This window comes from Rhizobacter sp. P2_G4, from assembly GCF_056403575.1.
This window is the reverse complement of sequence record NZ_JBFUFG010000002.1, coordinates 1-14,586: the sequence shown is the minus strand read 5'-3', so window position 1 is coordinate 14,586 and position 14,586 is coordinate 1. Positions and strand designations below refer to the sequence as shown.

14 protein-coding genes are annotated in these 14,586 nt (G+C 62.5%); 9 read left to right on the top strand and 5 right to left on the bottom strand.

Annotated features, from left to right (window positions below):
- Positions 1-33: 33 nt before the first annotated feature.
- The 4 genes from AC1DYS_RS06680 to AC1DYS_RS06665 all read right to left on the bottom strand — a co-directional run bounded on the left by AC1DYS_RS06680 (position 34) and on the right by AC1DYS_RS06665 (position 3,128).
- Entirely contained in the window at positions 34-1,026 is a 993-nt protein-coding gene (locus AC1DYS_RS06680; protein WP_477897333.1) for a beta-ketoacyl-ACP synthase III, read from the bottom strand.
- Positions 1,023-2,135, bottom strand: coding sequence for a phosphate acyltransferase PlsX (gene plsX, locus AC1DYS_RS06675; protein WP_477897331.1), 1,113 nt, complete (start codon positions 2,133-2,135; stop codon positions 1,023-1,025). The genes AC1DYS_RS06680 and plsX overlap by 4 nt, the downstream gene beginning before the upstream one ends.
- A gap of 140 nt (positions 2,136-2,275) precedes the next feature.
- Positions 2,276-2,458, bottom strand: a complete 183-nt coding sequence (rpmF, locus tag AC1DYS_RS06670; protein ID WP_047490326.1) for a 50S ribosomal protein L32 — start codon at positions 2,456-2,458, stop codon at positions 2,276-2,278.
- A 124-nt stretch (positions 2,459-2,582) separates the two neighbouring features.
- On the bottom strand, positions 2,583-3,128 hold the full coding sequence (locus tag AC1DYS_RS06665; RefSeq protein ID WP_477897329.1) for a YceD family protein: 546 nt from the start codon (positions 3,126-3,128) through the stop codon (positions 2,583-2,585).
- Positions 3,129-3,186: 58 nt separating this feature from the next.
- On the opposite strand from AC1DYS_RS06665, the gene AC1DYS_RS06660 reads away from it, so the two are divergent.
- Both AC1DYS_RS06660 and AC1DYS_RS06655 read left to right on the top strand, forming a co-directional pair.
- Positions 3,187-3,780 carry a Maf family nucleotide pyrophosphatase gene (locus tag AC1DYS_RS06660; RefSeq protein ID WP_477897327.1) on the top strand — a complete coding sequence of 198 codons (594 nt, stop codon included), beginning with the start codon at positions 3,187-3,189 and terminating at the stop codon, positions 3,778-3,780.
- Positions 3,777-4,541, top strand: a complete 765-nt coding sequence (locus AC1DYS_RS06655) for an SAM-dependent methyltransferase (protein ID WP_477897325.1) — start codon at positions 3,777-3,779, stop codon at positions 4,539-4,541. Before AC1DYS_RS06660 ends, AC1DYS_RS06655 begins: the two co-directional genes overlap by 4 nt.
- Positions 4,542-4,544: 3 nt before the next feature.
- On the opposite strand, the gene AC1DYS_RS06650 is transcribed toward AC1DYS_RS06655, so the two are convergent.
- Positions 4,545-5,957, bottom strand: coding sequence for a DEAD/DEAH box helicase (locus tag AC1DYS_RS06650; RefSeq protein ID WP_477899574.1), 1,413 nt, complete (start codon positions 5,955-5,957; stop codon positions 4,545-4,547).
- Positions 5,958-6,143: 186 nt separating this feature from the next.
- Between AC1DYS_RS06650 and rfbB the strand changes: the two genes are divergently transcribed.
- The 7 genes from rfbB to AC1DYS_RS06615 all read left to right on the top strand — a co-directional run bounded on the left by rfbB (position 6,144) and on the right by AC1DYS_RS06615 (position 14,583).
- On the top strand, positions 6,144-7,211 hold the full coding sequence (gene rfbB / locus AC1DYS_RS06645) for a dTDP-glucose 4,6-dehydratase (RefSeq protein WP_477897323.1): 1,068 nt from the start codon (positions 6,144-6,146) through the stop codon (positions 7,209-7,211).
- A complete protein-coding gene (gene rfbD / locus AC1DYS_RS06640) occupies positions 7,208-8,104 on the top strand; it encodes a dTDP-4-dehydrorhamnose reductase (RefSeq protein WP_477897321.1) in 897 nt (298 codons plus the stop codon). Before rfbB ends, rfbD begins: the two co-directional genes overlap by 4 nt.
- A gap of 24 nt (positions 8,105-8,128) precedes the next feature.
- Positions 8,129-9,022: a glucose-1-phosphate thymidylyltransferase RfbA gene (rfbA, locus tag AC1DYS_RS06635; RefSeq protein WP_477897319.1), complete on the top strand. Its 894-nt coding sequence runs from the start codon at positions 8,129-8,131 to the stop codon at positions 9,020-9,022.
- Positions 9,022-9,570 (top strand): dTDP-4-dehydrorhamnose 3,5-epimerase, encoded by a 549-nt coding sequence (rfbC, locus tag AC1DYS_RS06630; protein WP_477897317.1) that lies wholly within the window; start codon positions 9,022-9,024, stop codon positions 9,568-9,570. Before rfbA ends, rfbC begins: the two co-directional genes overlap by 1 nt.
- Before the next feature lie 176 nt (positions 9,571-9,746).
- Positions 9,747-10,925, top strand: coding sequence for a polysaccharide biosynthesis/export family protein (locus AC1DYS_RS06625; RefSeq protein WP_477899572.1), 1,179 nt, complete (start codon positions 9,747-9,749; stop codon positions 10,923-10,925).
- Between the two features lie 14 nt (positions 10,926-10,939).
- Positions 10,940-12,811: a hypothetical protein gene (locus tag AC1DYS_RS06620; RefSeq protein WP_477897315.1), complete on the top strand. Its 1,872-nt coding sequence runs from the start codon at positions 10,940-10,942 to the stop codon at positions 12,809-12,811.
- The gene (locus AC1DYS_RS06615; RefSeq protein WP_477897314.1) at positions 12,808-14,583 is read left to right on the top strand and encodes a DUF4214 domain-containing protein; all 1,776 of its coding nucleotides are present in this window, start codon (positions 12,808-12,810) and stop codon (positions 14,581-14,583) included. The genes AC1DYS_RS06620 and AC1DYS_RS06615 overlap by 4 nt, the downstream gene beginning before the upstream one ends.
- The last annotated feature ends 3 nt before the right edge of the window (positions 14,584-14,586 follow it).

Here is a 14,586-nt window from a genome sequence, read left to right as displayed (position 1 = left end):
TTCTTGTCGTCGCAGCGAGCAGGTACAGCTGGCTCAGAAATCCAGCAGTACAGCACCCCAAGTGAAGCCGCCGCCCACGCCTTCAAGCATCACGGTGTCACCGCGCTGGATGGAATTCGCTCGAACGGCCACATCCAGCGCCAGTGGGATGGACGCAGCCGACGTGTTGCCGTGTTCGTCGACGGTGACGACGACCTTCTCCAGCGGCAACTTCAGCTTCTTGGCCGTGCCGTGCATGATGCGAATGTTGGCTTGGTGAGGAATCAGCCAATCGATGTCGGTCGCCTCGCGATTCGCCTTCTCGAGCACGGAGCGCGCGACGTCTTCAAGCACACCAACGGCCAGCTTGAACACGGCTTGCCCGTCCATCTTGAGGAAAGGCAAGCCCAGTACTTCTCCACCCGCCATCGCTCCAGGCGTGCAGAGGATGTCGACATGGCGCCCATCGGCATGCAATTCCGTGGCGAGAATTCCGGGCGTGTCGCTGGCCTCGAGCACCACGGCACCAGCACCATCACCAAACAGTACGCAGGTGGTGCGGTCGGAGAAATCGAGAATTCGCGAGAAGACTTCGGAGCCGATGACCAGCGCCTTGCGTGCAGCGCCGGTGCGGATCATTGAATCGGCAATCGTCAGCGCGTAGACGAAGCCGGAGCAAACGGCTTGTACATCGAAGGCTGCACAGCCTTGGATGCCAAGCTTGCGCTGAACGATGCAGGCAGTAGAAGGGAACACCATGTCCGGCGTGGACGTGGCGAGGATGATCAGATCGATCTGCGAAGCGTCGACGCCGGCCGAGGCCAAAGCCTGGCGAGATGCCTCGACCGCCAAGTCGCTGCAGGGCACATCGGCCGCAGCAAAGTGGCGAGCCCGGATACCGGTACGGGCAACGATCCAGTCGTCTGAGGTTTCGACGCCGTTGCCGGCGAGCTGGACGGCAAGGTCGGCGTTGCTCACGCGGTTGGGCGGCAGGTAGCTGCCAGTCCCGGTGATACGCGAATAGCTGGCAGGAAGAGGTGGTGTCATGCAGCGAGGGCGTCGTCGGGATTCACTGGCTCGTCGGCGTCGCCACCAGAGGGCATCGCTTCGAGCGTCTCGAGAATCAGATCATGCACCCGGTCAAGCAAACAATTGCGGGCCGCATCATAAGCCCGATTCAAGGCCCCTTCGAACGCGAAGGCGTCGGCAGAACCATGGCTCTTGAACACCAGGCCACGAAGGCCCAGCAAGGCGGCACCGTTGTAGCGCCGCGGATCGATGCGCCGCTTCAGGTTGTTCAGCACGGGAAGTGCCGCCACGGCCGCCATCTTGGTGAAGATGTTGCGGCTGAATTCCTGCTTGATGAAGCCCACCAGGGTCGCGATCAGGCCTTCGGCCGTCTTGAGCGCCACGTTGCCGACGAAGCCATCGCAGACGACGATGTCAGTCGTGCCCTTGAAGATGTCGTTGCCTTCCACGTTGCCGTAGAAGTTCAAGTGGCCGCCCTCGGCAGCATTGCGCAGCAACTCGCCGGCCTTCTTGATGGTTTCGCTGCCCTTAATGGCTTCTTCGCCGATGTTCAGCAAGCCCACCGATGGGTTTTCCTTGCCTTCGACAGCCGAGACGAGTGCGCTGCCCATCACCGCAAACTGCAGCAGATGTTCCGGCGAGCAATCCACATTGGCACCGAGGTCGAGCACGGTGGTGAAGCCGTCGCGCTCGTTGGGCATCACCGTCGCAATCGCAGGGCGGTCGATGCCTTCGAGCGTCTTCAAAAGATAGCGAGCCACCGCCATCAGGGCGCCGGTATTGCCCGCGGAGACACAAACGTGAGCGCTCGCTGGCTCCCCATTTGGCCCGGCCTTGAGTTGGTTGAGTGCCACCCGGAGTGACGAGTCCTTCTTGCGGCGAAGAGCCACCTCGATCGGATCGTCCATCTCGACCACTTCGCTGGCCGCCACGATGGTGCAACGCTCCCAGCCAGCCGCCGACGCCAAGGCATCTGCCTTGCCAACCAGAATCAGATGAGCCTGGGGGTGCGCAGCCAGAAACGCGCGACATGCCGGCAGGGTGACCGACGGGCCGAAGTCGCCCCCCATGCAATCAACGGACAGACGAACCGCGTCATTGACAGGATGCGCCAGATGGGAATTCATGAGTGCCACGACGCGGAAAAACAAACACCCGACACTGCAGCGTTTTGCAGGCCGGGTGGAAGTGTTGACTCAAGCATCAGCGGTGAACGCGAGAAGTCGCGAACAGGCGCCACAAGGTAGCGCCAAACGCCGCTGCGATATCAGGCGTCTGCCTTGGTCTTGAGCACCTTGCGCCCACGGTAGAAACCGTTGGGGCTGATGTGGTGACGCAAGTGCGTTTCACCGGTGGTCGGCTCGATCGCCGTGCCCGGATTGGTCAGCGAGTTGTGTGCACGATGCATGCCGCGCTTGGAAGGCGACTTCTTGTTTTGCTGGACAGCCATGGAATGCTCCTTAGATCTCCTGCAGCTCAAGCTCTAGAAATTGAGCACAGGAGCCAGGGGTTGGTGCCGTGGGCGGAACACCCGACGGAAAGCCTGCAATTCTAGCATGGCGAAATGACACCGCCTAGTTGGGCAAACTCCCCCGCTTGAGAGAGGCCAATGCCGCGAAGGGGTGAGGAGCCTTTTCTTCGGCCGCAGCCGGAGTTTCGCTCTGCAACAACGGCTGCGGACAAGTTTCGTGGCGTGGGACGAGTGGCAGCGCCAGCAGCAGTTCGTCTTCAATCAGGTCCCGCAAATCCAGCGAACGTGTCAGGGCAAGTACGTCGTCCTCGCTGTCGGCGTCAAGTTCGGCGGCAGCTTCTTCACCATGAACAAACAGAAAGGAACGCTTTGCATCCACATCTGCGGCCACCGGAGCCAGGCAGCGCTGGCACTCCAGCATCACCTGAGTCTTGGCCTCGATGTGCAGCCAAGCCTGCGGCTGGCCCCCACGCATTGCCCGACTCTCCCCCCGAGCCTGCCAAGCTACCAGATCGGTTTCTGCCGGCGCAACCGTCAAAGACGCAAGCCGCTCCAGTTGGGCGATGGGCCATGCGCCCTCGATGCTGGCATCGGCCTTCGCAAAAGCTTCCACGTCGAGCTTGGTTGGGTCGAAATCACGCGCTTTCATGGATCGCAGTGTAAGTCTCAGCCCACGAAACCTACCCTCGAATGGGACAATCCCGCCCATGACAGAACGCCCCGCTCTGATCCTTGGTTCCACCTCGCGTTATCGCCGTGAAATGCTCGAACGACTGCGGATTCCGTTCGACGTTCAAGCGCCCCACGTCGACGAAACGCCGGCTCACCAGGAAGCACCGGCCGACTTGGCCCTCAGACTGGCCGTCGCCAAGGCCCGCGCTGTGGCGGCGCTGCACCCCCACGCCGTGGTGATCGGTTCCGACCAAGTGGCGGATCTCGACGGCGAACCGATCGGCAAGCCCGGCACCCACGCCAAAGCGACCGAGCAGCTACGTGCCATGCGTGGCAAGGCCGTGGTCTTCCAAACTGCAGTAGCCGTGGTGAACCTCGCCACAGGTTACGAAGGATCAGCGCTGGTACCGGTGACCGTTCGCTTCCGGGCGTTGACTGATGCCGAAATCGAGCACTACCTGCGCACGGAACAACCCTACGACTGCGCCGGCAGCGCCAAGTCAGAGGCCCTTGGGATCGCCCTGCTCAGCGCCATCGAGTCCGACGATCCAACCGCACTCGTCGGCCTCCCGTTGATCAAGACCTGCGAGCTGTTGCGTGCAGCCGGCATCGACCCGCTCCAGCCATGACATCACCCCGGGGTCGGTTGATCCTCATTCCCAATACGCTGGATTTCGGAGTGGCGGGCGATGCGGACCTGCAAGAAGTGCTGCCCCTGACCGTCATTCGCACGGCCGCCCGACTGACGCATTGGGTGGCTGAAAACGCCAAGACCACGCGGGCCTTCCTGAAGCGGGTGGACGCCATCGCGCCGCTTGCCCAACCGTTGCAAGCGCTTTCCATCGTCGAATTGCCTCGCCCCGCCAAAGGGTCGCGGCTCACGTCGCCGCCGGACTTGAAGCCCCTGCTGCAGCCCGCCCTGCAAGGCCACGACATCGGCTTGATTTCGGAAGCAGGCCTGCCGGCCATAGCCGACCCCGGCGCAGCACTGGTACAGGCGGCACATCATCTGCAGGTCGAGGTGATACCGCTGTCCGGCCCAAGCTCGCTCTTGCTTGCCCTCGCTGGAAGCGGCCTGAACGGGCAGAGTTTTGCTTTTGTGGGGTACTTGCCGGTCGATCAGGCGGAGCGGGGCCAGCGGATTCGCGAACTGGAATCACTGTCCAAGCGCGGCGCGCAAACGCAATTGATGATCGAGACGCCGTATCGCAACGAAGCGCTGTTGTCGGCGCTGCTGATGCATCTGCGAGGAGACACCTTGCTCTCCGTGAGCTGCGGCCTGACATTGCCTCAGGCCTGGACCCGAACCCGCACGGTCGCCGAGTGGAAAACCGCCGCGATCCGGATGCCGGCGGACATTCCCGCCGTTTTTTCCCTGCTGGCGCAGTGAACCTCAGCTCGTCGTCGTCGGCTTACCGCCGAACAGCGCAGCCACCTTCTTCTTGGGTTTGATGTTGGGCGAGAGGCCGCGCACCGCAGGTGTGGGCGCCGACGCCTTGTTGTCCCACGCCGGGGTGTCCGTAGATTCGCTGGGCTCGTAGGGCTTGTCGAAGAAGGGGTCACGCGACGCACGGGGCGACTGAGCGTAGCTGCGCGACGGGCGCGGGCTCTCCTCCGACGGAGCTTCCTCACGCACACGCCGCGGCCGCTCTTCGCGCGGTGGGCGGGCGTCGTCGAGCTCGATCGGCTCGAGTTCGATCTTCTTCTTGATGAGCTTCTCGATGTCAGCCACCAGGCGAGCGTCGTCTCGCGTGACCAGCGTCACCGCGAGACCCGAAGCGCCTGCCCGCCCCGTGCGGCCGATGCGGTGCACATAGTCTTCGGCGTTGAACGGCACGTCGAAGTTAAAGACTGCCGGCAGATCGGCGATGTCCAGCCCACGCGCCGCCACGTCGGTACAGACCAGCACGTCGACCTCGCCTCTCTTGAAGGCCTCAAGCGCCTTCAAGCGTTCGTCTTGGGACTTGTCGCCGTGCAAGGCGTTCGTCTTCAGCCCGTCGCGCTCCAGCGAGCGCGCGAGGCGCGCACAACCCAGCTTGGAGTTGACGAACACGATGGCCTGCTTGAGATCGCGGTCTTTCAGCAGCTTAATCACCGCGGCGCGTTTGTCGTCGGTGGTCACGCTGTAGAAGCGCTGCTCCACATTGGTGGCCGTGGCGTTCGGCCGAGCCACTTCGACCAGGATGGGGTCCTGCAGATAGCTCTCGGCCAGGCGCTTGATCTCGGGCGAAAACGTGGCCGAGAACAGCAGCGTCTGCCGCTGCTTGGGCAGGTAGCTCAGGATGCGCTGCAGGTCGGGCAAGAAGCCGATGTCGAGCATGCGGTCCGCCTCGTCGAGCACCACGTACTCCACTTGGTTGAGCACGCAGTTCTTGGCTTCGATGTGGTCGAGCAGGCGACCCGGCGTAGCGATCAGCACTTCGACGCCGGTCTTCAGCTCCAGCGTCTGCGGCTTCATGTCGATGCCACCGAAGACAACCATCGCCCGCAGCTTGGTGTGCTTGGAGTAGGTCTTGATGTTCTTGGCCACCTGGTCGGCCAACTCGCGCGTGGGCGCCAGCACGAGCGCTCGCACCGGGTGCCGGGCAGGCGACGCACTGCTGTTCTCGTGCTTCATCATCTTGTGAAGCAGCGGCAGCGAGAAGGCCGCCGTCTTGCCGGTGCCCGTCTGTGCAGCACCCATCACGTCTCGCCCGGCCAGCACGATCGGAATCGCCTTGGCCTGGATGGGCGTCATGGTCGTGTAGCCGGACTCAGCGACCGCCCTTTCAAGCACCGGGGCGAGGCCCAGCGATGCAAACTCCATGGTGGCTGGTGCGGCAGATTCGGCACTTGCCTCTTGTGAAGGCACGAGACCGACGGGTTCTAGAGCGGTTTTGGTCATCCGAAGATTATCCCTCGGCCGCAAATGCCCTCCGATGACCTGACACACGCCACTAGAATCGCCCGCAGCAGTCGGTGTGACTCCCTCCTCAACAACCACGCCAACACCATGATTCTTGTCACTGGCGGCGCCGGCTTCATCGGCGCCAACTTCGTGCTCGACTGGATTGCCGCGACGGGCGAACCGGTGATGAACCTCGACGCCCTCACCTATGCCGGCAACCTCGAGAGCCTGAAATCGCTCGATGGCGACACGCGGCACATCTTCGTAAAAGGCGACATCGGCGACCGCCCGCTGCTCGACCGCCTTCTCGCAGAGCACCAGCCTCGCGCCGTTGTGCACTTTGCGGCTGAAAGCCACGTCGATCGCAGCATCCACGGCCCAGGCACCTTCGTTCAGACCAACGTCAACGGCACCTTCGCCCTGCTCGAGGCCGCCCGGGCGTACTGGGCGCCCTTGCCAGCCGACCGCAAGCAGGCGTTCCGCTTCCACCACGTGTCCACCGATGAGGTCTACGGATCGCTGGCGCCCACCGACCCGGCGTTCACCGAGAGCCACCCGTACGAGCCCAACAGCCCCTACTCCGCCAGCAAGGCAGCCAGTGACCACCTCGTGCGTGCCTGGCACCATACCTACGGGTTGCCGGTCGTCACCACCAATTGCAGCAACAACTACGGGCCGTATCACTTTCCCGAGAAGTTGATCCCGCTGATGATCGTCAACGCCCTCGCCGGCAAGCCGTTGCCCGTCTATGGCGACGGCCAGCAGGTGCGCGACTGGCTGTACGTGAAAGACCACGCCTCGGCCATCCGCGAGGTGCTGGCACGTGGGCGTCTCGGCGAAACCTACAACGTGGGCGGCTGGAACGAGAAACCCAACATCGAGATAGTCAAGACCGTCTGCGCCTTGCTCGACGAGATGAAGCCCGACCCGGCCGGCAGCTACAGCCGACTCATCACCTACGTCACCGACCGCCCGGGCCACGACCGCCGCTACGCCATCGACGCACGCAAGCTCGAGCGTGAGCTGGGCTGGAAGCCGGCCGAGACGTTTGATACCGGCATCCGCAAGACCGTGCGCTGGTACCTCGACAACACCGAGTGGGTGCACCACGTCCAAAGCGGCGCCTACCGCGACTGGGTCAGCCGCAACTACGCCGACCGGGCCAGCGCATGAAGATCCTGCTGCTGGGCAAGAACGGGCAAGTCGGCTGGGAGTTGCAGCGCGCACTGGCCCCGCTGGGCGAACTGATCGCGCTGGATTTCGACAGCCCCGGGCCGCTGGGCGCTGATTTCTCCAAACCCGAATCGCTGGCCGCTACCGTGCGCGCCGTGGCCCCGCAGATCATCGTCAACGCGGCCGCCCACACGGCCGTCGACAAGGCCGAAAGCGAGCCCGAATTGGCTCGCGCCATCAACGCCTCCACCCCCGGCGTGCTGGCCCGTGAGGCCGTTGCGATCGGCGCCTGGCTTGTGCACTACAGCACCGACTATGTCTTCGATGGAAGCGGCTCGACGCCTTGGCTCGAAGACTCGCCGACCGGCCCGCTGAGCGTCTATGGCCAGACCAAACTCGAAGGCGAAAACGCCATTCGCGCCAGCGGCGTACGCCACTTGATCTTCCGTACGAGCTGGGTCTACGCCGCGCGAGGCGGCAACTTCGCCAAGACCATGCTGCGCCTGGCAAAGGAACGCGACAAACTCACCGTGATCAACGACCAGATCGGCGCCCCCACCGGAGCCGACCTGCTGGCCGACATCACCGCCCACGCACTCCGCGTCGCACAGCAGCAACCGGTGCTGTCTGGCACCTACCACGCCGTCGCCAGCGGCGAGACCAGCTGGCATGGCTATGCCAAGCACGTTGTCGAGTTCGCGCGCAATGCAGGCCAGCCAATCAAGGTCGCCGCCGATGCGATCGAGCCCGTGCCCACCAGCGCGTTCCCGACGCCTGCAAAGCGCCCAAGCAACTCGCGCATGAACACGCGCAAGCTTCAAGAGACCTTTGGTTTCACACTGCCGGCGTGGCAGGCCGGTGTCGAGCGCATGCTCACCGAAGTCCTCGTCTGAATCTCATCTCCGAACGGCCCCCGCATGAGCACAGCACCCGTCCGCAAGGGCATCATCCTCGCCGGCGGCTCCGGCACCCGCCTGCACCCCGCCACGCTGGCCATCAGCAAGCAGCTGCTGCCGGTGTATGACAAGCCCATGGTCTATTACCCGCTGGCCACGCTGATGCTCGCCGGCATCCGCGACATCCTGCTGATCAGCACGCCGCAAGACACGCCGCGCTTCGAGGCCCTGCTGGGTGATGGCGCCAAATGGGGCGTCAACATCAGCTACTGCGTGCAACCGAGCCCGGACGGCCTGGCACAGGCATTCATCCTCGGCAAGCAGTTCGTCGACGGTAAGCCCAGCGCTCTGGTGCTGGGCGACAACATCTTCTACGGCCACGATCTGCAGGGCCTGCTTCACTCGGCCGCGGGCCGCAGCTCGGGCGCATCGGTGTTCGCGTACCACGTGCACGACCCCGAGCGCTATGGCGTGGTGGCGTTCGACGCGAACAAGCGCGCACTCAGCATCGAAGAAAAGCCCAAGGCACCGAAGAGCAACTACGCGGTGACGGGCCTCTATTTCTACGACGAACACGTGTGCGACATCGCCGCCCACATCAAGCCGTCCCCCCGAGGCGAACTCGAGATCACCGACGTCAACGCGCACTACCTTGCGGAGGACCACCTCAACGTCGAGATCATGGGCCGTGGCTATGCATGGCTCGACACCGGCACGCATGACAGCCTGCTGGAAGCAGGCCAGTTCATCGCCACGCTCGAGAAGCGTCAGGGGCTGAAGGTCGCCTGCCCCGAGGAGATTGCCTTTCGCTCGGGCTGGATCACAGCCCAGCAACTGGAAGCGATGGCCCAGCCCATGCTCAAGAACGGCTACGGCCAGTACCTGATGCAGATCGTGAAGAGTCAGGTCTTTTGATGAAGGTAACCAAGACCGCCATCGAAGGCGTGCTGATCCTCGAGCCCAAGGTGTTCGGCGACAGCCGCGGCTTCTTTATGGAAAGCTTCAACCAGAAGACTTTCAGCGACGTGACGGGCCTAGAGGTTGCTTTCGTGCAAGACAACCATTCGCGCTCGGCCAAAGGCGTGTTGCGCGGACTGCACTACCAACAGCCGCCTCACGCTCAGGGCAAGCTAGTGAGGGTCACGCAAGGCAGCGTCTACGATGTGGCCTTGGACATTCGGCGCAGCAGCCCGACTTTCGGGAGGTGGATCGGCGTTGAACTGACGGGCGAGAACCATCGCCAACTTTGGCTGCCACCGGGCATGGCGCACGGCTTTTTGGTCACCAGCGACAGCGCCGACTTTCTGTACAAGACAACCGACTTCTACAATCCGCAGGCCGAAGGCTGCGTGCTCTGGTCAGACCCGGCACTGGGCATCACCTGGCCGGACCTCGGTACTGCACCGGTCTTGGCCACCAAGGATGCCGCCGCACCGCCACTGTCGTCGGCCGCGGCATTCTGATCGCAACATGCCCTTCGTCTTTCGGCTGATTGTCGTGCTGCCTGGCGCAGAACTGCACAGRTAATCGCCCGACGCGGGCACGCCGAAACGGGGGCTACGGCTTCAAAACTATCGCCTGCCGGCGGACCCGCGCGCCTCGACAAAAAACTATGGAAGAAGTTGACCCCTTGGCATTCATGTCTCGCGCCCCCCTCCTACGCTCCATGCTGCTGAAATCGATCGCCCTCACCGGTCTGACGCTGCTGGCAGCCTGCTCCCAGATGCCGACCTCGGGCCCGAGCACCAAAGAGATTCAAACCAACACGTCTGGCCCCGGCACGGCGGCCATCCAGGTCGTTGAAGTCGACGATGCCATCACGCGCCGCCTGCTGGCGCAGCGCACGCAACAGCTCTTCTCCGAGAAACTCGGCCAAACACCAGCACCTTATGCAGGCATCGGCCCTGGTGATGTGCTTGAAGTCAGCGTGTGGGAGGCCCCCCCCGCAACGCTGTTCGGATTGACCAGCAGCATCGACACCCGCTCCGCCACGTCGACAGCCCGCGTCACCACCCTGCCCGATCAAGTGGTCGAGCGCGACGGCAGCATTACGGTGCCATTTGCTGGCCGAATTCCTGTTGTCGGGCAAACTCTCCGCGATGTCGAAACCGAGATCGTCAAGCGCCTCAACAGCAAGGCCCATCTGCCGGAAGTGACACTGCGGCAGACGCGCAATGTCTCGGCCACCGTCACCGTCGTGGGTGAGGTGGCCAACAGCGTGCGCCTGCCGCTCAGCGCGGCCGGCGAACGGTTGCTCGACGCACTCGCCGCCGCAGGTGGCGTGCGCCAGCCCGTGAGCAAAATGACGTTGCAGGTGACCCGTGGCACCGACTACTACGCGATGCCGCTCGATGCAGTCATTCGGGATCCCCGTCAAAACGTGCCGCTTAGAGCGGGCGATGTGGTAACCGCCCTCTTCCAGCCGCTCAGCTTCACCGCATTGGGCGCTACAGGAAAGAACGAGGAAGTGAATTTCGAAGCGCAAGGCATCACCCTCGCCCAAGCGCTTGCTCGCGCAGGTGGGTTGATCGATTCGCGCTCAGATGCCCAAGGGGTGTTCATCTTCCGACTGGAACCTCAGGGCGCACTCGACTGGCCTCGCAGCCCGGCAGCCACCACGCCCGACGGCATGGTTCCAGTCGTGTACCGGCTCGACTTGAAGAACCCCAGCAGCTTCTTCGTGATGCAGAGCTTTGCCATCAATAACAAAGACATCGTCTATGTGTCAAACGCGCCGGCGACCGAACTGCAAAAGTTCTTGAATCTGGTGTTCTCAGTGGCCTACCCTGTGCTCACAGGGATTCAGCTGACGAAGTAGAAGCGCCATCAAACATGCAAGCAAAGAAACCGAGGCTTGCGAAGAGTGGACTGAGTCGCCCGGCCAGCCGGGTGGCATTCACCTGCGACTTTCTTCGCTTCGTCTATGGCGGCGGCCGGTACAGCAGCTTTCAGTCTCGGAACCTGGCCTGGCTCGTTGAGCTGCTGACAGGCAACCTCGCCTGGAAGCAACTGGGCGTCGACGTGAACGTCGTCTTGCCGCCCACCGCGACGGCAGCGTTCGAGCAAGCGGTGGGCAACCCCAACGCGCTCAGCGAATACCAGCAGAACGCCGACCACGCGTGGGCTCAACGCTACGACACATCAGGGCTCGACATCTTCCCTGCCGAACTCGCGCGCCTGTGTGAGTTCGACCTCGTGGTGGGCTTCGAGATACCACCCACGCTGAAACGTCATCTGCATGCAAACGGACGCCCCTATGTGAACTTTTATGTTCACCCGCTGCGCTTTCTGCGCGACCTATGCTTTGGCGCTACAACCAACGTGCCGGCCATTGCCGACTGGCTTGGTTCGCAGCAGATTCCGCAGTTTGAGATCGAGAGCCAGGTGCGGCGTTTCCGCGCGCTGTTTGTCCGGCGGCAACCCGCCGCCTGTGCGGTGCCGCCCGGGTTGCCCATCTTGGTCGGGCAGACCGAATTCGATTCAGTGCTAATTCGCAACGGACGCTTCTCTAGGTGGGAAGACCATGCCGAAGCCATTGCACAAAAGCTGTCGGGATTTGAAGAGGTGGTCTTTCTCGAGCACCCGTACCGCGCCACCAGCGCCAGCGTCTTCGACTATCTGCGCAGCGCCCACGGCAAGACAGTCATCGCGACCAATGCCAACGGTTATGGCACCTTGTTCAGCAACAGTGCCATCCCGAAAGTCGTCACGCTCGCCTCGTCGCTCGGTGTCGAAGCGCACGCCATGGGCCTCCAAACAGACTTCTTAATAGACGACCCTCGCCGAATATTTGTCGTCGAGGGTGTCGATGTTCCAAGCCCAGGCGCGTTCGGTCACTCGATCTGCGACCCCCAGCGGTGGCGCCACCTGTTGGCCGACATGCCTGCCGCGCTCGAGGGCGCGCCACAGTCAATCRGCGCCTTTGCGTTCGGTGAAGACTACCTACGCACAAGCCTGGAGGCCTGGGCTTTCCGGCCGGTCCAGCAAGGCGCAGAAAGCCTATCGAGCCGCAAGACCTTGATTCCATCGGCCACTCTCTCAAACGTTCGTCAGGCAGAGATTCTTGCCGGGCTGACAAACGCCAGTGAACCCCTGTCACCGAGCCAGGCGGCGGACCGGGCCAAGGCACTTGGGCTTCAGCTAGAACTTCGTGAGCCGCCGTTGAGGGTTGGCGAAGAGCGCGAAGTACAAACCCAGTCGGACCACGCCGCGCAGTACCTGGCGATGGGCTTCCACGCACCCGCCAGCGGCGGATACTGGACAAGCGGGTTGCTGTCGCGGCTGAGCATTCCTGTCGCACCAGATGCGCTGCGACAACAAGCCGTCGTGGCCGTGCGCATGGAGTTGCACGCAGCGGGAAGCCTGCTTGCTCGATCTGCGCTTGTGCAAATCTCGCACGAAGCGCAGCTGCTGGCATGCGTATTCTTTCGGCCAAGCGGTGCAACACAACAGGTTGTCGACTTCATGGTCCGACCTCAGTCGTGTTCGTGCGAAATCACGTTGGAGTTGTCTCAGTCGCAAGAAGCTGCGCTCACCGGCGAGGCGCACGACCGGCAGCCCCCAGGTGTCGAGCTGCACCGGTTGACGATCTCTTGCCAGCCACCGAATGCGCTTGATCATGCACTCCACGGTGCTGGCCCGGTTTTAGCTATGGGTTTCGAGGTTGCTCTTTCGGAGCCCGCGGGGCAAACAGTACAAGCATGACTCAACCCGCACACCCGGCCACACCGGCCGATCACCTCAACGCCATCAACGCCGCCTTTGCCGAGCAAGAGGCAAAGCTGCGAGCGCAAATTGAATCCAGCGCCTCCGAGCTGAACCGGGCCACCCAGGCAGCGGCCGAAGCTCAACTCGACGCGAGCGCGCTTCGCCAAGCCAATGAACGCCACGCCTTGCAGCTGCGCCAGTTGCAAGGTGAGCTTGCGGCTGCGCAGAAAGCGTTGAGTGAAGAGCGGCTTGCCGGAGACGAGCGCGTACGCTCGCTCGTCGTCCGGGCTGTCGCCAACTCCGAGGCGAACCAGGCTGGCCTGATCAAGTCACTCGAACTTGAAGCATCACAGGGCCGTCAATCGCGAGAACGCCTGCTGCAAGAGTCTCGCGAACGAGAGCGTCAGCTCGGTGACGAGGTGAGCCGGCTCAAGAGCGCCATTGCCGACCAGACGCACGCGCACCGCGAAAAGCAGGCTGACCTCGAGCACCGCCTGCTGATCTGCAATGAACAGCTCACGCGGCTTGACGAACAAGCGCGCGAGCACCAACGGCGCCGTGCTGAACTCGAGGTCCGCCTCGACGCTGCCGCCGGCGAGCGCGCCCGAGTGGTTGAGCTGGCCGCRCAAAACGAAGCCTCGCTCTCAGCCCAGCTCGCCCAGGCCGTGGCGGCGCTGCACAAGCAAGCGCATGAGCATTCGGCCACCCACCAAGCACTGCTGGAGGCCTACGAACGATCGAGGCAGGCCCAGCAAGCCAGGGCCGACGACGCAACAGCCTGGCTGCATGCGCGCGAAGCCCAGCACGCGCTCGCGGCTCAACAATTGGCCGAGGTGCAGAAGGATGCATCACGCCAGCTCGAGGTGGTCACCGCGCAGCAGCACGGTGCGCTGCAGGCCTTAGAAAGGGAGGCGACGGACAATCGACAGCTCCTCGCCGGGGCTGCTGAGGAATTGCAGAACGAACTTCGCCGCCAGTTGTATGTGGAAAAAACAGTACAGCAGGCATTGAACGCGGCGCTCACCGAACTCCGCGGCTCATGGTCGTGGCGTTTGACCAGACCACTACGAGTTTTTGGAAGCGGCGCTCGACGACCGATCTCTGACCCAAACCTTCAGCAACTAATGGCCCCTAGCCTTGATGTTGCTGGTAACGGCTCTCCTTCGAAGCTCACGCCTTCCCTTTCTTCCTCGAGACGATTACCGATGCATCACCAAGCGCCAACCAATCAACCCGCCCAATCGGTGGAACAGCTGCTTATGCTCAATGACGTTGATTTCGTCAATTGCGCTTACCTGACTATCCTTGGCAGACGCGCAGATCCGTCTGGCTTTGAAGCCTTCCTCAATCAAGTCCGATCTGGAGCTGACAAAGAACAGCTTATCGCAGCGCTTGCGACCTCGCCTGAAGGCATGCAGCCCGCACTCTCCAAGCCACACGATCTCGAGCAGGTCTTGGCGCGGGCTAGGCGTAATCGCCCGAGCTTTATGACAAAGGTAGTCCGCCGTGTCGCGATGAGCGCACTCCGGCCCATGTCACTTCAAATATTGTCTCTGAATCAACAGCTAGCAGCTCTTGCTCAAATGTCTGCGATGCGTTTCGATGAAATAGACGCTGCACTCATTGAAATTTCTAAAATGAAGGCCACTTCTAATCTAGAGATAAGTGATTCTCATAATGAGATTCTGGATGGCAGTGCAAATACAAAAATGATCTACCGCCAGATAAAAGAAGCTGCTAAAGCGAACGGTTCGGCGAGGACACGATGAGAA